Genomic DNA, 17,663 nt, shown 5'->3' on the forward strand with positions numbered 1-17,663 from the left:
TGGTTATCCTCCGAACAGGTCGAGGCTGGTGCCGTGGCGTCCGAACAGGCGCGGGACGAGAAGTGCGAGTGCGATCAGTAGTAGCGAGCCGACCAGCATGAGCGTGCCGATGGCATTGATTGAGGGTTGGATGCCGAACCGGATCGCGGAGTAAATGCGCACCGAGAGTGGCTGAGGGTCGACGCCGCTAGTGAAGAATGCGAGCACGAAGTCGTCGAACACCATCGTGAAGATCAAGATGGCGGCCGATAACACGGCCGGTCCCATCGCGGGTAGCGTCACCAGGCGCAATGCTTGGAACCTGTTGGCGCCCAGGTCCATAGCGGCCTCCTCGACCTCCGGGTTGAGTTCAGCAACGCGGGCCCGAAGGATCACCGTCACATAGGAGATGGAGAAGGTGGTCTGCGCCAGGATCAGCGTCGTCAGCGACGGTTGGAGGTTGACACCACGGAACAGCATCAGCGAGGCGACGCCGGTCACGATCTCCGGTGTGACCAACGGGATCAACATGATCAGGTTCGCCACCCCGCCCAGCCGCGAGCGTGCCCGCACCAGTCCGAAGGCCAACAGGACGCCGATCGCCACCGAACCGACCATGGCGACAGCCGCGACGACCAGGCTTGTCTGCAGTGACTTGGTCAACTCGGAGTCGTGGAAGAACGCCTCGTACCAGCGTAGTGACCAGCCCTCGAACACGGTCAGCGATTTCTTGGTGTTGAAGCTAAAGAGCACGACCGCGAAGATCGGCAGGTAGAGCAGGATGAAGAACACCGCCGTGATCGTGATGGCGAACCGCGGTTTACGGTTCATACCAGAGCCTTTGCGCCGTCGTCGCGGGGGAGCGGCATCGCAGAGGTCCGGTGCAGACGGCAACGGTGTCGCGAGGGTCGAAGTGCTCATTGGCGAGCCTCCTTGGCGTCACGGGCAGTTTGTCTCAAATAGGCGAACATGCAGATCAGCAGCAGGACCATCAGTGCCATCGTCAGCGCGGAGCCGAGCGGCCAGTTCTGGCCGGCGAAGAACTTCTCCTGGATCAGGTTTCCGATCATCAGGTTGTCTGGTCCGCCGAGTAACTGGGCGCTGATGAAATCACCCATGGCAGGCAGGAACACCAGGGCCAGCCCGGCGAAAGCGCCGGACCGGGAGGCGGGAACCGTCACCGTCATAAAGGTCTTCCAGGGCGAGCCGTAAAGGTCGCGTCCGGCTTCGATCAGCGCGTCGTCCATCCGCTCCAGAGAGGCGTAGATCGGCAGGATCATGAAGACCACGTACCCGTAGACCAATCCGCCGATAACGGCCCCGGCAGTGTCAAGTATCTGGAAGCTGGCAGGTACGCCGACTTGCCGTAGCCACGTCATGAGCACGCCTTCGTCGGACAGCAGCGTCTGCCAGCCGTACATGCGCACCAGGTAGTTGGCGAAGAACGGCACAACCAGAAGCGCCACCAGCGCATTCTTGTAGCGACCACCGTGACGGGCAATCGCGTATGCCGTGGGGTAAGCGATCAGCAGGCAGATGACCGATGCCGCTACCGCATACCCGAGGCTGCGGGCGATCACTCGTAGATACGTCGGGTTGAACACCCCGATAATGTTGTCCAGCGTGGTACCGAAACGCGGATTGCCAAGCGTATCAGTGGTTCCGAAGGACAGAGCGATCAACAACAGCAACGCCGATACGAAGAACACGGCCATCCACGCCGTGCCGGGAAGCAGCATCCACGTCCACAGACGCTCACGGCGTATCGGTCGGACCGGCAACGCGTCTGCGAGATCCACAGTGGCGGCGGATGTCGTCGTAGCTGTCATACTCCAACCTTCATTTCGGTGTATGCCGCGTCTCGTGCTTGTGCCTTGGCCACGCTGTCGTTGGTGAAGTAGAGGTTCCGCGACAGATCCTCGACCGTGACTGTGCACTGCGGGTAGTCCGCGACGATCTCCCGGTATGTCTCCTCTGTTCCGTATACCGGCATCGGGTAGCCGATGTAGTCGATGTTCTTCTCGACGTTCTCGGGCCGGAGCATGTAATCGATGAACAGCAAAGCGGTTCCGGGGTGGCGGGCATTGATCGGGATCGCGTACGTGTCGGAGTTGATTGGTGTGCCCTGGGACGGGGCCTCGAATCCGTATAGCGACGGGTCGGGTGCTTGGCGCAGTAGTGCCGCCATGTCACCGCTCCACATCTGTTGTGTCCAAGCGTTACCGGAGAGCAGGTTGTTGTAGTCGTCGCTGCTGAACCCGCGCAGATAGGGGCGCAGAGTGCGGAACTCCTCTACGATCGCCGCGAGCTCATGGTCGGTGGCGGTGTTCAGGCCGTAGCCCTTGAGTAGCGCCAGCATGCCGAGCACCTCGTCACGGTCATCGAGGACGAAAGTGTGTCCCTTCGACTTGTCATTCCACAGATCGGCCCAGCTCTGGTTCAGCCTGTCTCCGAGTTTGTCTTTGCGCCAGGCGATTCCGGTCTTATACATGGAGAACGGTATCGAGTGTGCCGAGTGCGGGTCATACCACGGATCGGTGAAGTACGAGTAGTGGTCAAAGATCAGGGGAGCGTTACGCAGCGTCGCCGGGTCGATGGTGTGCAGCCGGTTGGCAGCAACCAGCTTCTGCACCCACTGTGCCGAAGGAAATATAATGTCGTATTCGTTGCCCGCGGTGAGCTTCGCCTGCATGCTCTCCATCGAATCGAAATTCGACTGGATGATCTTGACGCCGTACTCATTCTGGAAGCCTTCGAACACGGTTGGATCGACATAGTCGGCCCAGTTGAAGTACACGAGGTCGCCATCGATCTTGGGCTCGACCGGTGGGGTCGTCACCTGCTGCGCGCTGGGCGTCAGGTAGGCACACCCGGGTGCGGCCAGCAGCACAGCGGCGGCTCCGGCGCCGCCGAGCAGAAACCGCCTGCGGTTGAACATGCTCATCAGTGGTCTTCCTCAGTGGTCTTGCGCGGGGAATGGGGTCGTGATGCCCAGCGCGCCACCGGCATGCTGCCAAATCACGGCGCGGGCCTCGGTGATCGTCAGCGACGGGTTGCCGAACATGAGCTGAACGCCGAAACCGTCGCACAGCGAGCTGATCAGCCGGGCATGCGCCGCCGTGTCGCACGGGGTGAATTCGCCGCAGGCTACGCCGTCGGCGAGGGTCTCCTCGATCCACCCTTGCTGCGCCCGGCTGAGTTCGATTGCCAGCGCGCGTGATTGCGGCTCACGGTTCGCGCGGCACCACAGCTCTTGGTACATCGCCCATTCCAGGCGCAGGCTCGCTGTCGTCGGTAGCGATGCGGAGATGATGCGGGCTAACCGGCTGGTGGCCGAATCCGAATCGGCGTGCCCTTGGTAGACGTCGCGCCCGGTGTGTTCGAACGAATGCCGCAGTGCTTCGGCGAAGAGCTTTTCGCGGTTGTCGAAGTGATAGTGCAGTGCGGCGGTGGACACGCCTGCGCGCTGGGCGACCATCCGCATTCTGATCTTCTCGAATCCTTCTTCGGCGATGATCTCGCACGCAGCCCCCAAGATCGCTTCGCGGGTCTCGGCGGCGATCTCGGCTTTGGTACGTCTGGGCTGCTCCATGACTAACATCATCGGCCCGACTCCTGCTCTGGGCCGGTATTCACATCGCCGAGGTCGGCTCGAATTCGGCCCGCGAACCAGGCGACCCCGGCTTCCCGGAGTGACAGCGGACCGGGTTCGAAGTGGGTGTTACCCATCCCGATCTGCATTCGCTGCACCAGCTCCTCATCCTCGTGATTGGTGACTTTGCCGACGTGGAGGTTGAGTCTCTGCGCAATGCGGGTGCGCGTGTCGCAGTCCTTACGTCGTAGATAGGTGCCAGGGACGCCGACGCGATCCACCCCGCACGGGTTCATCTTCCAGAGCAGTACGTGATCTGGATACAGGTCGATCACCGTGTTCGGGTAAATCGCGATGTACCTGAAGACCCGATGATCGGACTCTTCGGCCAGTCCTGGCATCGGCCGGATCAAACGCTGATAGAGCCGCTCGGCCCAATTGTCGGAAGGCTTGTCCCGCAACGGCGCGTCGTACACCGCGTAGATCCCGTTGGTTTCCACGGAGTACCGCTTGTAGTCCAGTAAGCGCATCAATCCGGGGTGCGCTACCGGGACGTGATAGCCCTCCAGGTAATTATCAACGGCCACTTTCCAATTCGAGTTCTGGATATGGCGTGGGTCGTGAAGGTGGATACGCGCCGCACCGAACGGTTCCATCTCATCGCCCTCGTCGCCGAGGTAGCGCTCCAGCAGCGGCCGAATCCCCTCCAGTTGTGGAGCGAGCGGCGTTGCGGCCGGATCGAGGTTGACGAAAATCAGCCCGCACAACACCTCGGTCTGCGCGGGGAACAGGGATAGTTTCGTCTTGTCCAGGCAGGGGATGGTGCGATTCTCGGGCGCGCCGACGAGCGTGCCGTCGAGGTGATATGTCCAGCCGTGGTAGGGGCATCGCAAGGCCTTTTCCTCACCGGGGCCGGCCACCAGACGAGTACCGCGGTGACGGCAGGTGTTGAGGTGCGCCCGGATCTCGCCGTCCTCGGCGCGAACGACCACCACCTCTTTGCGTCCGATGGTTCCCACGATCCGGGAGCCGGGGTTGGGCAGATCAGTCACATGGCCGACGAGCTGCCAGGTGCGGTCGAAGATGTGCTGTTGCTCGAGTTGAGCGACGGCTGGGTCGGTGTAGTAGTGCGATGCCAGTCCGGGCTCGAGGGATTCGAGCGCGGGGCGTGAGCGCCGACGCGGTGTTTCCGGGGCGTCCGGAGAGGTCTCGGCATTTGAGCCTTCGGGAGCAAGCGTTGTCTCGTTCATCGACGCGTTAGGTCTTTCTCCCACGTCAACGTGGGTTTTTGGGAGTGACTTCTCGTTGCGGTATCGATTTGCACTTTGCTGACTAACTGATTAGTTTGTGACTATGTCAGTGTTGCGCATCACATGTCAAGCCTGAGGAGATCCAGTGCACAGTCGTAGGCCATGGGCTTCCGCCTGGCTCGGGCTGACCCCGGAGCCCGAGTCCGTGCTACCTCAGCTGCTCGCTCGTCTTCGGCGCGAACCAACGGATTCCGCCTTCGAGGACGAACAGCGTCGGGCCTCCCACGTCGTCTTGCGAGGCACCTGCAGGCAGTGGCTGCGCTACCTGGACCGAGCCGCAGCGGTTGTACGAGGCATCGCGGACGGCACCCGCGATGGCGACCCCACGCTCGCGCTCGCGGTGGCACACGTAGTGCTCGAACACGACCGGATGCTGATCGGTCTGCCGGGCGGCGCCTATCGCCTCACCGCCGAACGGCGCCGTCGCACTGCCGAAGCCATCGGAGTGCTCGAAGCCCGGATTGCATCAGTGAAAACCGACAACGAACTGGAGATGTCATGAAGCTCTTAATCGACCGCGACGCGTGTCAGGGCTATGGACTGTGTCATATCGCCGCCCCGGTCCTCGTCGACCTTGACGACGCGGGATATGCCGACGTGCTCGGCAGCGGGACGGTTCCCGCGGCAGAGCGCAACCGTGCTTATGAAGCAGTGGCTTCGTGCCCGGCGCGGGCGCTGGCGGTGCAGGAATGAGCCGCGACCTGGGTGCACTCTTCGATCCGGCCTCGATCGCCGTGATCGGTGCTAGCTCTGACCCGGCAAAATGGGGTAATGCGGTTGCGGCACAGGCGCTGCGCGGGGCCGACCGGCATCGTGTGCAATTGGTCAACCGGCGCGGTGGCGAGGTCCTCGGCCAGCCGACCGTGGCGTCGGTAAGTGACCTGGACGCGCCGATCGATCTGGCCGTGATTGCGGTCCCAGAAGCTGGTTTCGAAGACGCGGTTGACGGGGCGCTCGCCAAGGGCGCGCGCGCCGTCGTCGCCATCACTGCCGGACTCGGCGAAGTCGGCGCGCATGGAAGGGCGCGCGAAGACGCCCTGATTGCGCGGGTCCGGGCTGCCGGCGCGGTGCTGGTAGGTCCCAATTGCCTTGGCCTGGTGGATAACACCACTGCCACATATCTTTCGTCGAACGAGTTCGTGCCCGGTGAAATCGCCGTTCTTAGTCAGAGTGGCAATCTCGCCATCGAGCTGGACCGGTTGTTCGCCGCCAGGGGCATGGGCATGTCCCGATTCGTGTCGCTGGGTAACCAGGCCGACGTATCACTGGTCGAACTGATCGAGTCGTGCGCGGCCGACCCCGCCACGTCGGCGATCGCAATCTACGTCGAGGATTTCCGGGTTGGCCGTGGGTTCGTGGCGGCAGCGGCGGCGGCGGTTGCGGATGGGACCCCGGTCGTCGTGCTGGCTGCCGGCGCCAGCAGCGCCGCCGCACGCGGCGCTGCTTCCCATACCGGTTCATTGACCAGCGATGCCGCCGTGATTTCTGCGGCCTGCGCAGTGGCCGGAGCCATGCAGGTGTACACGCCGCGACAGTTGGCCGACGTGTTGCTCGCGTTGCGAGCCCGGACGACACCGCGCGGCAGACGCGTGGCCGTGCTGACCGATGGTGGTGGTCATGGCGTCATCGCGTGCGACGTGGCGGCAGCGGCTGGTCTGGATGTACCGGCGCTGGGTCTGGACACGCAGGCCCGGCTGCGGGAGGCGTTGTGGCCTCAGTCGCAGGTGGAAAATCCCGTCGACCTCGCCGGTGCCGGCGAGATGGACCCCGAAAGTTACGCGCGCGCTTACGCGGTGCTGCAGTCCTGTGATGACGTGGACGCGATCCTGATGACCGGCTACTTCGGCGGCTACTCCAGCGGCGTGGATGGTTTGACCGGACTCGGGCCGGCAGAATGCGCTGCGGCCAAGCGCATCGCTGCGGACCTCGGCGACAAGCCGGTGGCGGTGCAATCGATCTACCCCGAAGCGCCGGCGTGCCGGATACTGGCAGACAGCACCGTCCCCGTGTTCGCCGCCATTGAGGACGCCGCCGCAGCGCTGGCCGCCGTGATTGCGCCGGCGCCCACGGCATCGGTGCTCCCGATGCCGGCAGCTAGCGATCCGGTCACTGCGACTGATTACACCGCCGCGCGAAATGCATTCGCAGCCAGCGGAATCAACTTCGTCCCAGCACGTGAGGTGTGTAACGCCGATGAGCTGGCTGTCGCCGCCGCCGACTTACGCGCCCCCTACGTTCTCAAGGCGCTGGGGCTGTTGCACAAATCCGATGCAGGTGGAGTGGTGGTCGGACTGAAGTCGAGCGAGGAATTGCTCGATGCCTACACCAGGCTGGTCGAGAAGCTGGATCCACCGTCGTTCTCCGTCGAGGAGATGGCCGACCTCAAACATGGTGTCGAGTTGATCGTCGGCGCCCGTTGGGATCCGCGTTTCGGGCCGACGGTACTCGTTGGCATGGGGGGCACGGCGACCGAGGTACTGCGCGATGTACAGGTGGCCTTGGCCCCCGTCGACGAAGCCGAGGCGGCCCGCATGATCGAGAGACTGCGCACTACAGCGCTACTCGGTGATTATCGGGGCAGGCCCGCTGTTGACGTCGGCGCGGCGGCCCGGGCGGTCGCCCTTCTCAGCAGCTACGCGGCGGCTCACCCGGAGATCGCTGAACTCGAGATCAATCCACTGCTCGTAACACCATTCGGGGCAACCGCTCTCGATGCTCGCATCGTCAAGAAATAGGAGATATCAATGGATTTCGCTTACACGCCTGCTCAGCAGGAGTTGAAAGCGCGGGCCGCAGCCTACGCCGAACTGCTGATGGACTACGAGCTGGAGTCCGAGGCGGCAGACGGCCCATTGCCCAGGGACACGGTCAAGAAGCTGACGCACGCCGCGATGGACGCAGGCGTCTACGGAATCAACATGCCCACCGAATGGGGCGGTGCCGGCCTGACCCTGCTTGAGCAGGTGATCGTCGAAGAGGAGTTCGGCAAGGTGACCAACTGCCTCTGGGACATTCCCTGGCGGCCGTCGAATGTGCTCGCGATGGCTTCCCCCGAGCAGCGGGAGCGCTACTTGTTGCCGATCCTGCGTGGTGAGCGCTTCGATGCGTTCGCAACCACCGAGCCTGACTCGGGATCGGATGCCGGCGCGATCGCGACCACCGCCACGCCGGTCGACGGTGGTTGGCTGCTTGACGGCGAGAAGTGGTTCGTCACCTGCGGCGACGTCGCCGACTTCCTCTTGGTGCAAGCCAATGTGCTGCCGGACAACGAATCGACGCTCTTCTTCGTGGAGAAGGACACTCCCGGAGTGAGGATCAGTCGGACGCCTCGGTTCATGCATTCCGCCGTCAACGGACACCCCGAATTCGTATTCGAGAATGTCTTTGTCCCGACCGAGTCGGTGCTCGGCGAGGTCGGTCAGGGTTTCGAGCTCACCAAGGACTGGTTCACAGACGAACGGTTGATGATTGCCGCGCGTACCGTCGGTCTGGCTGAGCGCGCGTTACAGCTGGCCCGGGACTGGGCAGTCCAGCGTAAACAGTTCGGCGTGCCGATCAGTGACTTCCAGATGATCCAGGCGATGCTGGCCGACTGCGCCGTCGACATCGCCGTGAACCGGTCCTACACCCACCAGGTCGCGTGGGAGGCCGACCACGGTGTAGATCGGAAGACATTGCACGCCAAGGCTTCCATCGCCAAGCTCTCCGCGAGCGAGGCTGCCGGCCGGGTTGTGGACCGGTGCTTGCAGATTTTCGGCGGTCGCGGTTACGACCGGTCGTATCCGATCGAGCGGATGTACCGAGAGGTGCGTGTCGACCGGATCTGGGAAGGAACGTCGGAGATCCAGCGGGTGATCGTCGCCAACGAATTGATCAAGCGGGGCACGGCGTTTCTCGACCTACCGGTCGCCTAGCGCCGCGGGTACCCCGCAGTGCAGTGGACGTTCACGCGGTAACACCGTCGCGCCTCGGTGTCTTGTCCATCAATCTTACTATCACCATCACGAAAGGAACTGCCAAGAAATGGAATTCGCATACACGCCGCGCCTGGCCGAACTCAAGGACCGGGCCAGGATACTGACGGAGAAGATTCTGCCGTTCGAGGACGAATGCGAGCGGAACAATGGGCTCTGTGCGGAGTCGCACGCGTCGATCAAAGCAGCCGTGCTCGATTCGGGTTTGCAGGCGATCAACACGCCGACCGAATTCGGCGGGGCCGGCTTGTCGGTGCTCGAACAGGTGGTGGTTCAGGACGAACTCGGCAAGCTGACCAACGCATTGTGGGACACGGTCTGGCGGCCTGCCAACCCCCTCGCGCACGCGACACCGGAGCAACGGGAGCGCTACCTGATTCCGGGAGCGCGTGGTGACCGCCGTGATGCGGTGGCGATCTCGGAAGCCGCTGCCGGATCGGATTTCTCGGCAGCGCAGACCACCGCCACTCCCGACGGACGTGGCGGGTATGTGATCAACGGCGAGAAGTGGTTCGTCACGGTCGGTGACGTCGCCGACTACTTGATCGTCCTCGCCAACGTTCAGCCTGAACACGCACCGACGATGTTCCTCGTAGATGTCGACACCCCGGGTGTGAAGATCACGAACGTCCCCCGCTATACGCACACCTTCGTCTACGAACATCCCGAGTTCACGTTCACCGATGTGAGGGTTGGCCCTGAGGCAGTGTTGGGTGGCGTCGGTGGGGGGCTCGACCTGACACGGGATTGGTTCACCGAAGAACGCCTGATGATCGGTGCTCGGACCATCGGCGCCGCCGAGCGCGCGTTGACGCTGGCCGTCGACTGGGCCCGAAACCGGGTTCAGGGAGGTGAAGCCCTGATCAATCGGCAGTTGATCCAGGGCATGATCGCTGATTCCGTCGTCGACATCACCGCCAACCGGGCTTATACCCATCAGGTGGCATGGGAGTTCGATCAGGCCGATCCGGCAAACGCCGAGCAGCGAAAGACCTTGCATGCCAAGGCTGCCACGGTGAAACTCTCCGCCTCGGAGGCATCCAACCGAGTGGTCGACCGTGCCGTACAGATCTTCGGTGGTCGCGGCTACATTCGGGACTACCCCGTCGAACGGTTGTGGCGAGAGCTGCGGGTCGACCGGATTTGGGAAGGTACTTCCGAGATTCAGCGGCTGGTCATCGCCAACGAGGCCAACAAGCGTGGCGTGGAGAACCTGCTGGCCTTCCCCGCACCCGTCCTCGGATAGCCCGATGGCGGCCGAGAACACCGTGACCGCCGAGTTCCGCCGTGGCGATGAGGTGTTGACTGCTTTGTGGCCAGGGGATCTGATCACCGAGCCGTCGTCGTCGACGGCAGCGCCACGGTGTCCTCGGCCGGCGTGGACGTCACCGATTGCCACGCGCTCTCGAAGCGGTGGAAGCTGCCCGCGCCCACGTTCTTACGCTGCAGGGCGGCGGTTCGGTGTACTGAGGAGGCCGGGCGGCGGTCGTAAGAGCCCACGTCTATGTGTGGCGATTGAACAGCGATTAGCCTCGTCGTTGTGAGTGATCTAGCTGAACGCGTCCGTGGCGTCCTCCCTTCCGTCCGCAAGGACCTCGAAGACCTGGTGCGGATCCAGTCCGTGTGGGCCGACCCGGCCCGTCGTGACGAGGTGCATCGCAGCGCACAAGCGGTGTTCGATCTGTTCACCGGTATCGGTTTCACCGATGTGCGCATCGTCAGTGAGGGCGGTGCGCCCGCGGTCATCGCCCGCCATCCGGCGCCGCTCGGCGCGCCCACGGTTCTGCTCTACGCCCATCACGACGTGCAGCCCGAGGGTGACCCGGGGCAGTGGGTGTCGGCGCCGTTCGAGCCCACCGAGCGTGACGGCCGCCTCTACGGGCGCGGGACTGCCGACGACAAGGCCGGTATCGCAACACATTTGGCGGCGCTTCGCGCTTTTGACGGCAAGCCACCTGTCGGCGTGACCGTCTTCGTCGAGGGCGAAGAGGAGTCGGGCTCCCCGTCGCTGAGCCGGCTGCTGGCGGCCCACAGGGATCTCCTCGCTGCCGATGTCATCGTGATCGCAGACTCCGACAACTGGAGCACCGATATCCCGTCGCTGACCGTCTCGCTTCGCGGTCTGGCCGACTGTGTGGTCGAGGTGGCGACGCTCGATCACGGGTTGCATTCGGGAATGTGGGGCGGCGTGGTGCCCGATGCGTTGTCCGCGCTGGTGCGCCTGCTGGCCAGCCTGCACGACGATGACGGCAACGTTGCGGTGCAAGGACTGCACCACGGTACGGCCGCTGAGGTCGACTACACACCAGAGCGGGTCCGCGACGATACGGGACTTCTCGACGGTGTCGCAGAGATCGGCTCCGGTTCCGTGCCGCAGCGGCTCTGGGCGAAACCGGCGATCACCGTGATCGGCATCGACACGACTTCTATTGCGGCATCGTCTAATACGCTGATCCCGCGGGCGCGAGCCAAGGTGAGTATGCGGGTGGCCCCCGGCGGCGATGCTGCGGCTCACCTGGATGCTTTGCGCACCCATCTGGAACAGCACGCGCCGTGGGGAGCGAAGGTGACCGTCACCCCGGGGGATGTCGGTCAGCCCTATGCGATCGACGCCACCGGTCCGGTGTACGACGCCGCCCGGGCGGCGTTCAAGCAGGCCTGGGGTGTGGACGCGGTCGACACCGGTGTCGGCGGCTCCATTCCGTTCATCGCCGAGTTCGCTGGCGCGTTCCCCGACGCGACGATTCTGGTCACCGGCGTCGAAGATCCTGCGACACAAGCGCACAGTATCAACGAGAGCCTGCATCTCGGTGTGCTCGAGCGCGCCGCCACCGCCGAAGCACTGTTGCTGGAAGCGCTCGGGGGCTAGACGGACAGGTCGCGGCGCAGCTTCGCGACGTGGCCGGTCGCCTTGACGTTGTACTGTGCCACTTCGATGTTGCCCTTCTCGTCGACGACGAATGTCGATCGGATGACGCCCTGGACGATCTTTCCGTAGAGCTTCTTCTCGCCGTAGGCGCCCCAAGCGCTAAGGACCGATTTGTCAGGATCCGAGAGGAGCGGGAACGTCAGCCCCTGGGCGTCGCGGAACTTCGCGAGCTTCTCCGGCTTGTCCGGTGAGATCCCGATGACGGCCAGGCCGGCGTCGTTGAGCTCAGCGAGGCTGTCGCGGAAGTCGCACGCCTGCTTGGTGCATCCCGGGGTCGAGGCAGCGGGGTAGAAGTACACGATGACTTTCTGGCCCTGGTAGTCGGCCAGCTTGACGGTGTTTCCATCGGCATCGGGGAGGCTGAACGCGGGGGCCTTGTCGCCCTCGGCGAGTCGAGCGGTGTCGGTCAACGCTTTTCCTAATCGGTTGTGGGGTTCCTGACCACACCGGAGGGGCGGTGCGGGGCCGGGCTCATCTAGGGTAGTTCGGCAAGGCGGTAACTCGAGCGACCAGCCCACTGAGGCGACGCCGGGCAGCGACTGCAAAGGAGAGCGAGGAATCGTGGCGGACCGGGATCCCGATGTCATCAAGCAGGAGATCGATGCTGCCCGTGATCAGTTGGCTGCAACTGTCGACTCGCTCGCGATACGCGCGAATCCGCAGCGGTTGGCCGACGACATCAAAGCGGGAATCATGAACTTCGTGAAGAAACCCGCGGTGGCGGCCTCACTGGCTGGGCTCGGCCTGGTGACCGTCGTGCTGGTGATCAGGAAAGCCCGGAGCTGACCGCGCCGTCGGTCTGATTTTGCTGGTCTAGCGGCGGCGGAACCATCCGCTGAGCGACAGCCAGGATGTGGGGGGATTCGCTCGCAGTCCCAATCGGCTGCAGCTCTGTACCGATAACAGGCTGCTTGTAGACGCTTGCGGAGTTACTTCGTTGTGGGCGTGCGCATTCGCTGTGCTTGCTCCGCAACGGCACACCGAGATGGGCATTGGCTAAGGCCTCGATCCGTAGCTTGAATACAGGTTGCGCCGCTAGCGCGTGATTTCAGCTAACTAGATGCTAACAGCATATCGTTTGATTTGTGCTGGAAGAGTCAGTGATCTTGGACAAACCGCGGGATAGCCGTTACCGCCGGTCCGGCTCAATCGGGCCTCCTGGGGAAATGTTTCTCTCGATGACAGCACATAGTCGTCGGCGGCGTAGCCGGAAATCCCCATGTGGTGCTCGCTCTGGCGGGGCAACGGTTCGAATGTTGCTCGAACAATTGACGACTGTGCCAGTTGTGATTAGCAGAGCGGCGAAGGCCACGTCGGCGGCATTGCCGCGCGTGCGTAGTAACCGAAGCCCCGCACCGATCGAGGGACCTTCAGGTCGAAGTTACTAGGACGCTTGCAGCGATCCGCCGTCGAATCAAATCTCCGATGCCTGGCTGATCTCCACGCCACCTGGGCCCCTGCGCCTACACGCGCGGAGGCATCGTCGTCATTGATGACGACGGTGCCTCCCTCGGCGACTCATCTCGGAAGCGGGTTGGAACCCAGCTATCCGCCGCCCGCCTGGATCCCGAGGTTGGTCTCGCTGATGGCTTGCTGGACGAGGTTGATCGCAGCGTCGCGATGTCCGCCCTTGTCTGGTAAAGCAATTTGCAGTCGATTTTGCGCAGCATCGAGATCATTGAGTGCGTTCTGCATATGTGGCTGATCAGCGAGCGCCATTCCGGTCCCCACACCGACGCCAGTGAACGCCAACGCACCGAGACACCCCGCGATGGCCAGCTTGAATTTCGATAGTGCCATTCGAACCCTCCTAAGTGGGCACGAGTAGTCTTCCGTTCGTGGACTCGCATTGAGCCGAAACGCAGTTCGCTTCAACAGCCAAGATGGGCCGGCGGCAGAGTGTGCCATGTATAGGCGTTTGCCGCGAGGGTGCAGTCTCGATGGTGAATATCTGCCGATTCGGGCATCACAGGAGTGTTGCGTCCCAGTTAACGGCAGCTATGGCCAAAGCGCTTCGTCGTCGGCTTGGGATAGCGGACTAGACGCCGGGTAAAGAGCGTCGGAGCTAGAATGTCGCTGACTCCCTTCGGTCATGCGATCTGTTCGAATCGGTCACCGCCAATAGCCGATATGCCACATGCACGGGCAGTCCTTCTGCGGCCATAGTCGCTATGGCCGCGTATCACCTTTCGGGTCGCACCGTTCCCGCAGTAGCTCACGAGCCCTTTTCTCGAAGGCGACTTCGGTTTGCAGTTCGCGGATGCGTCTATTGGCCGCACTGAGTTCGGTCAGTTCGGCGCGGTTGAGTCCGGGCAGCTGCCCGGTGTCGATGAGCTCCTGGCGGCGCCAGCTGTAGATGGTCTGGTCGCTGATATCCAGATCGGCAGCGATCTGGGCAATAGGGCGGCCGGCGGCCACCAGAGCGAGCACTTTGCGTCGACACTCTTCGGGATAACGAATGGGCATGGACACGGCTCTTTCAAGGGACGTCGTGACCAGAAGTCAAGTAAGCCGACTCATGCAACCCAGGGCCCATCATCATCTATTTAGCGCCGCTAATTAGCGCGTGGTAATTAGCTGATACGGCCTGTTGGTTGTAGTTATCGCAGTTCAGAACTAGTTGTGCTATTTACTGAACGTTTACGTCGAGCGTTTTGTGGTGAAGAAAGAATGGATTTCGGGCAAATCTGTCAACAATCAGGCTCCCCGCTCAGGTTCGCCTCAGGTATCTTCCTGCGTTGTCAGTGTTAAGCCCACTCCTCGGGGAGATCAAAATGCAGATTTCTGTACGTTCACACCTCATTGCAGGGACCGCTGCCGTCATCGGCGCCGGTGCCATCGCGATGACGCCGATAGCGCCGGCCAACCAGGCCCTGCCCGCCGTGCAGCTGCCTTCGGCCGCTCAGGTCGGGTTGGCCGGTTTCGACAGCCCGCTGTCGGAACTCATCGGCACCTTCAGCTCCTTCAACCAGTGGATGCTCAGCGCGGACAACACGGCCGCTGGCTACATTGCCCTCGGTGGCCTCACTGACACCACCGGTGTCGGCCTCGCACAAACGGTCTTGAACTTCAACTCGATCGGTCTGATTCCCCAGGTGGTCAACGACCACGCGCCGTTCCTCACCATGCTCGCCCTTAACGGTGCGCAGACTCTGGAAAGCACGATGAACGCCGTGACAACCACGGGGTTGATCGCGAGCGAGGCCGTGTGGAACCTGCCGGGGGCATTCGTCACAGCTGCGCAGCAGGCAGCCTCCGGCGATATCTCAGGCGCTCTCGCCACGTTGCAGAATGCAATCGTGACTCCGCTCGTTGAGGCCGGTCAGGTCGCGATGGACAACGTCAACTACCTCCTGAGCAACGTGGTCGCTCGTAGCAATGCGTTGAACCAGACGATTCCCGCCCTCGTTGATCTCGTGGCCAAGGGCACTGTCGGACAGGCTTCGACCATGGTCGGCGCCTTCATCACCGTCGCGCAGAACGTCGTGGCCGGCATCTCCGCGGGAAGTGCAGAGCAGGTCTGGAACGCCGTTGTGGACGGATTCCTCGGACCGAAAGGCATCCCAGGCACGTTCCTCAACCTGACCGTCGGGGCCGGCGTGCAGGCGACGTCCACAGGGATCATTCCGAGCGTCCGCGGAGAGATCCAGGCCGTGGTTCACGGTATTGCCACCGCGCTGTCGCAGACGGGTTCGACTCCGCCGGTTCCGCCGCCGGCGGCGGCTCAGGCCTCGTCCTCATCAGTGTCGGCGCTAAGCGCCGCGGCTTCTCAGAAGCCGGCAGCCGCTGTCGAGAGCGGTCCGAGTGTCAACAGCGGAAGTTCCGGTGCCGGTACCGCCTCGTCCTCGTCAGTGTCGGCGCTAAGCGCCGCGGCTTCTCAGAAGCAGAAGTCGGCAGCCGCTGTTGAGAGCGGTCCGAGTGCCAATAGCGGAAGTTCCGGTGCCGGTACCGCCTCGTCCACCAACGAGAAATCCGCCACCAGCCACTCCACGAAGAGCTCGGCCAAGTCCACGGCTGCGCACAGTGTCGACAGTTCCAAGAGGACGGCCGCGAAGTCCTCGGCCCACTAACTCCCGCGGAGTAAACCAGCACTGACGGGTGCCCCTCCTTTCCACGAAAGGAGGGGCACTTGCTTGTTGTCGCCAGATGATCGGTGAGCGTCTGAGGATTGAACGGCCCGTCATGATCGGATTGACGGCGACTCCCACCGCATGAAGAACGCTCAGCACACCCGTCCCTAATCGATCAGGACCTGTGGAGGATTTTCGGCCCGAAAACGACGAAATCGGGCCGTTTGCGACCCGATTTCGAAACGACAAAACCCTGCCTGAGCAGGGTTTTGTGTGGTGCGCCGTCAGGGTTTCGAACCCCGGACCCGCTGATTAAGAGTCAGCTGCTCTACCAACTGAGCTAACGGCGCGTCAAACTGCGTGTGAGACGATAACAGGCCTGACCGGTCAGGGCGAAATCCGTATGCTGAACAACAGCTGGGAGCCCGGGACGTCGGAGTCGCTGTCGGCTTCCATCAGCCCTTAGACTCTTGCCAAGATTGCTGATTTCTCAGCCCTGTTGACGAGGTGGAACACGTTATGTGGCACGCCAGTTCCGTGGCCCGTCCGCGAGGCTATCGACCCTGGTTGATGGCGGTCGTACTGCTGCCCGCGGCGATTCTGGCGATGAGTGGCTGCTCGACCGTTTCCGCCCCGGCGCCGGCGCAGACGATCGCCGACAAGGGCACTCCGTACGGCGATCTGCTGGTGCCCAAGCTCACCGCGTCGGTCACCAACGGCGCGGTCGGCGTCGCGGTCGACCAACCGGTCACCGTCAGCGCCGAAGACGGTGTCCTCGGCGCCGTGACGATGACCAACCAGGACGGCATCCTGGTGCCGGGTACGTTGAGCCCGGACGGTCTGACCTGGTCGACGTCCGAACCGCTCGGCTACAACAAGCGATACACGCTCAACGCCCAGTCGCTGGGTCTTGGCGGCGCCACCAGCCGGCAGATGACATTCGAGACGCATTCGCCGGAAAACCTGACGATGCCCTACGTCTTGCCCAACGACGGCGAAACAGTCGGCATCGGGCAGCCGATCGCGGTGCGGTTCGACGAGAACATCCCCGACCGGCTGGCGGCCGAGCGGTCGATCAAAGTCACCACCAACCCTCCCGTGGAGGGGGCGTTCTACTGGTTGAGCAACCGCGAAGTCCGTTGGCGCCCAGAGCACTACTGGAAGCCCGGCACTACCGTCGACGTGGCGGTCAACGCGTACGGCGTGCAGATGGGCGACGGGCTTTTCGGCCAGGACAACGTCACCACGCACTTCACCATCGGTGACGAGGTGATCGCCACCGCGGACGACAACACCAAGATCTTGACCGTCCGCGTCAACGGCGAAGTGGTCAAGACGATGCCCATCTCGATGGGTAAGAACAGCACACCGACCAATAACGGCACCTACATCATCGGCGACCGGCTTTCGCACATGGTGATGGATTCGTCGACCTACGGCGTTCCGTCCAACTCGCCCAACGGATATCGGACCGAGGTCGACTACGCCACGCAGATGTCCTACAGCGGGATCTATGTGCATGCCGCGCCCTGGTCGGTGGGCAGTCAGGGCTACTCGAACGTCAGCCACGGCTGTTTGAACGTGAGCACCAGCAACGCGCAGTGGTTCTACATCAACACCAAACGCGGCGATATCGTCGAGGTGGTCAACACCGTCGGCTCCACCCTGCCCGGCACCGATGGCCTGGGGGACTGGAATGTTCCGTGGGAGCAGTGGCGCGCGGGTAACGCGAACATCTGATCCCCGCGCTGGGATAATCGGCACCTCAGCTAACCCTGCGCGCGATACGGTTCTCCCAACACATGGGTG

The 17,663-nt window shown here is 63.0% G+C and carries 18 protein-coding genes and 1 tRNA gene; 9 read left to right on the top strand and 10 right to left on the bottom strand.

Translation table 11 applies throughout. The features are described 5' to 3' along the window. Positions 1 to 3 precede the first annotated feature (3 nt). From H7J73_RS04755 to H7J73_RS04775, 5 genes are read right to left on the bottom strand one after another with little or no spacing between them, the layout of a single operon-like run. Positions 4 to 900, bottom strand: a complete 897-nt coding sequence (locus H7J73_RS04755) for an ABC transporter permease (RefSeq protein WP_264066094.1) — start codon at positions 898 to 900, stop codon at positions 4 to 6. Then, the gene (locus tag H7J73_RS04760; RefSeq protein WP_264066095.1) at positions 897 to 1,808 is read right to left on the bottom strand and encodes an ABC transporter permease; all 912 of its coding nucleotides are present in this window, start codon (positions 1,806 to 1,808) and stop codon (positions 897 to 899) included. The genes H7J73_RS04755 and H7J73_RS04760 overlap by 4 nt, the downstream gene beginning before the upstream one ends. Beyond that, the gene (locus H7J73_RS04765) at positions 1,805 to 2,923 is read right to left on the bottom strand and encodes a polyamine ABC transporter substrate-binding protein (protein ID WP_264066096.1); all 1,119 of its coding nucleotides are present in this window, start codon (positions 2,921 to 2,923) and stop codon (positions 1,805 to 1,807) included. The genes H7J73_RS04760 and H7J73_RS04765 overlap by 4 nt, the downstream gene beginning before the upstream one ends. 12 nt (positions 2,924 to 2,935) lie before the next feature. After that, complete coding sequence (locus tag H7J73_RS04770; protein WP_264066097.1) at positions 2,936 to 3,583, bottom strand: TetR/AcrR family transcriptional regulator; 648 nt, start codon at positions 3,581 to 3,583, stop codon at positions 2,936 to 2,938. After that, positions 3,580 to 4,821, bottom strand: coding sequence for an aromatic ring-hydroxylating oxygenase subunit alpha (locus H7J73_RS04775; protein ID WP_264066098.1), 1,242 nt, complete (start codon positions 4,819 to 4,821; stop codon positions 3,580 to 3,582). The genes H7J73_RS04770 and H7J73_RS04775 overlap by 4 nt, the downstream gene beginning before the upstream one ends. A gap of 145 nt (positions 4,822 to 4,966) precedes the next feature. On the opposite strand from H7J73_RS04775, the gene H7J73_RS04780 reads away from it, so the two are divergent. From H7J73_RS04780 to H7J73_RS04800, 5 genes are all read left to right on the top strand, one after another. Further along, positions 4,967 to 5,383 (top strand): hypothetical protein, encoded by a 417-nt coding sequence (locus H7J73_RS04780; RefSeq protein ID WP_264066099.1) that lies wholly within the window; start codon positions 4,967 to 4,969, stop codon positions 5,381 to 5,383. After that, positions 5,380 to 5,574, top strand: a complete 195-nt coding sequence (locus H7J73_RS04785) for a ferredoxin (protein ID WP_264066100.1) — start codon at positions 5,380 to 5,382, stop codon at positions 5,572 to 5,574. The genes H7J73_RS04780 and H7J73_RS04785 overlap by 4 nt, the downstream gene beginning before the upstream one ends. Continuing rightward, on the top strand, positions 5,571 to 7,616 hold the full coding sequence (locus H7J73_RS04790) for an acetate--CoA ligase family protein (protein WP_264066101.1): 2,046 nt from the start codon (positions 5,571 to 5,573) through the stop codon (positions 7,614 to 7,616). The genes H7J73_RS04785 and H7J73_RS04790 overlap by 4 nt, the downstream gene beginning before the upstream one ends. Before the next feature lie 9 nt (positions 7,617 to 7,625). Continuing rightward, complete coding sequence (locus tag H7J73_RS04795; protein ID WP_264066102.1) at positions 7,626 to 8,795, top strand: acyl-CoA dehydrogenase family protein; 1,170 nt, start codon at positions 7,626 to 7,628, stop codon at positions 8,793 to 8,795. Between the two features lie 109 nt (positions 8,796 to 8,904). After that, complete coding sequence (locus H7J73_RS04800) at positions 8,905 to 10,101, top strand: acyl-CoA dehydrogenase family protein (protein ID WP_264066103.1); 1,197 nt, start codon at positions 8,905 to 8,907, stop codon at positions 10,099 to 10,101. A gap of 83 nt (positions 10,102 to 10,184) precedes the next feature. Here H7J73_RS04800 and H7J73_RS04805 read toward each other — a convergent pair whose 3' ends face one another. Then, positions 10,185 to 10,355 carry a hypothetical protein gene (locus tag H7J73_RS04805; protein ID WP_264066104.1) on the bottom strand — a complete coding sequence of 57 codons (171 nt, stop codon included), beginning with the start codon at positions 10,353 to 10,355 and terminating at the stop codon, positions 10,185 to 10,187. A gap of 40 nt (positions 10,356 to 10,395) precedes the next feature. On the opposite strand from H7J73_RS04805, the gene H7J73_RS04810 reads away from it, so the two are divergent. Next, positions 10,396 to 11,724 carry a dipeptidase gene (locus tag H7J73_RS04810; protein ID WP_264066105.1) on the top strand — a complete coding sequence of 443 codons (1,329 nt, stop codon included), beginning with the start codon at positions 10,396 to 10,398 and terminating at the stop codon, positions 11,722 to 11,724. On the opposite strand, the gene bcp is transcribed toward H7J73_RS04810, so the two are convergent. Further along, complete coding sequence (bcp, locus tag H7J73_RS04815) at positions 11,721 to 12,194, bottom strand: thioredoxin-dependent thiol peroxidase (protein ID WP_264066106.1); 474 nt, start codon at positions 12,192 to 12,194, stop codon at positions 11,721 to 11,723. The genes H7J73_RS04810 and bcp overlap by 4 nt on opposite strands. A 151-nt stretch (positions 12,195 to 12,345) precedes the next feature. On the opposite strand from bcp, the gene H7J73_RS04820 reads away from it, so the two are divergent. Continuing rightward, the gene (locus H7J73_RS04820) at positions 12,346 to 12,570 is read left to right on the top strand and encodes a DUF3618 domain-containing protein (RefSeq protein WP_264066107.1); all 225 of its coding nucleotides are present in this window, start codon (positions 12,346 to 12,348) and stop codon (positions 12,568 to 12,570) included. Between the two features lie 759 nt (positions 12,571 to 13,329). On the opposite strand, the gene H7J73_RS04825 is transcribed toward H7J73_RS04820, so the two are convergent. After that, on the bottom strand, positions 13,330 to 13,584 hold the full coding sequence (locus tag H7J73_RS04825; RefSeq protein ID WP_264066108.1) for a hypothetical protein: 255 nt from the start codon (positions 13,582 to 13,584) through the stop codon (positions 13,330 to 13,332). A gap of 369 nt (positions 13,585 to 13,953) precedes the next feature. Continuing rightward, on the bottom strand, positions 13,954 to 14,250 hold the full coding sequence (locus tag H7J73_RS04830) for a transposase (RefSeq protein WP_264066109.1): 297 nt from the start codon (positions 14,248 to 14,250) through the stop codon (positions 13,954 to 13,956). Positions 14,251 to 14,558: 308 nt separating this feature from the next. On the opposite strand from H7J73_RS04830, the gene H7J73_RS04835 reads away from it, so the two are divergent. Next, complete coding sequence (locus H7J73_RS04835; protein WP_264066110.1) at positions 14,559 to 15,854, top strand: hypothetical protein; 1,296 nt, start codon at positions 14,559 to 14,561, stop codon at positions 15,852 to 15,854. A 274-nt stretch (positions 15,855 to 16,128) separates the two neighbouring features. Here the strand turns inward: H7J73_RS04835 and H7J73_RS04840 are convergent. Beyond that, positions 16,129 to 16,204: transfer RNA gene (locus H7J73_RS04840), tRNA-Lys, on the bottom strand. A gap of 169 nt (positions 16,205 to 16,373) precedes the next feature. Here H7J73_RS04840 and H7J73_RS04845 point away from each other — a divergent pair. Further along, on the top strand, positions 16,374 to 17,594 hold the full coding sequence (locus H7J73_RS04845; protein ID WP_264066111.1) for a L,D-transpeptidase: 1,221 nt from the start codon (positions 16,374 to 16,376) through the stop codon (positions 17,592 to 17,594). The last annotated feature ends 69 nt before the right edge of the window (positions 17,595 to 17,663 follow it).

This window comes from Mycolicibacterium komossense (assembly GCF_025822605.1).
GTDB lineage: Bacteria > Actinomycetota > Actinomycetes > Mycobacteriales > Mycobacteriaceae > Mycobacterium > Mycobacterium komossense.

Bases quoted from the DNA above. Each gene is read 5' to 3' on its own strand.
- H7J73_RS04835 (WP_264066110.1), top strand. From the start codon at position 14,559: ATGCAGATTTCTGTACGTTCACACCTCATTGCAGGGACCGCTGCCGTC.
- H7J73_RS04770 (WP_264066097.1), bottom strand. From the start codon at position 3,583: ATGATGTTAGTCATGGAGCAGCCCAGACGTACCAAAGCCGAGATCGCC.
- H7J73_RS04825 (WP_264066108.1), bottom strand. From the start codon at position 13,584: ATGGCACTATCGAAATTCAAGCTGGCCATCGCGGGGTGTCTCGGTGCG.
- H7J73_RS04845 (WP_264066111.1), top strand. From the start codon at position 16,374: ATGTGGCACGCCAGTTCCGTGGCCCGTCCGCGAGGCTATCGACCCTGG.
- H7J73_RS04765 (WP_264066096.1), bottom strand. From the start codon at position 2,923: ATGAGCATGTTCAACCGCAGGCGGTTTCTGCTCGGCGGCGCCGGAGCC.
- H7J73_RS04760 (WP_264066095.1), bottom strand. From the start codon at position 1,808: ATGACAGCTACGACGACATCCGCCGCCACTGTGGATCTCGCAGACGCG.
- H7J73_RS04800 (WP_264066103.1), top strand. From the start codon at position 8,905: ATGGAATTCGCATACACGCCGCGCCTGGCCGAACTCAAGGACCGGGCC.
- H7J73_RS04830 (WP_264066109.1), bottom strand. From the start codon at position 14,250: ATGCCCATTCGTTATCCCGAAGAGTGTCGACGCAAAGTGCTCGCTCTG.
- H7J73_RS04775 (WP_264066098.1), bottom strand. From the start codon at position 4,821: ATGAACGAGACAACGCTTGCTCCCGAAGGCTCAAATGCCGAGACCTCT.
- H7J73_RS04755 (WP_264066094.1), bottom strand. From the start codon at position 900: ATGAGCACTTCGACCCTCGCGACACCGTTGCCGTCTGCACCGGACCTC.
- H7J73_RS04790 (WP_264066101.1), top strand. From the start codon at position 5,571: ATGAGCCGCGACCTGGGTGCACTCTTCGATCCGGCCTCGATCGCCGTG.
- H7J73_RS04785 (WP_264066100.1), top strand. From the start codon at position 5,380: ATGAAGCTCTTAATCGACCGCGACGCGTGTCAGGGCTATGGACTGTGT.
- H7J73_RS04795 (WP_264066102.1), top strand. From the start codon at position 7,626: ATGGATTTCGCTTACACGCCTGCTCAGCAGGAGTTGAAAGCGCGGGCC.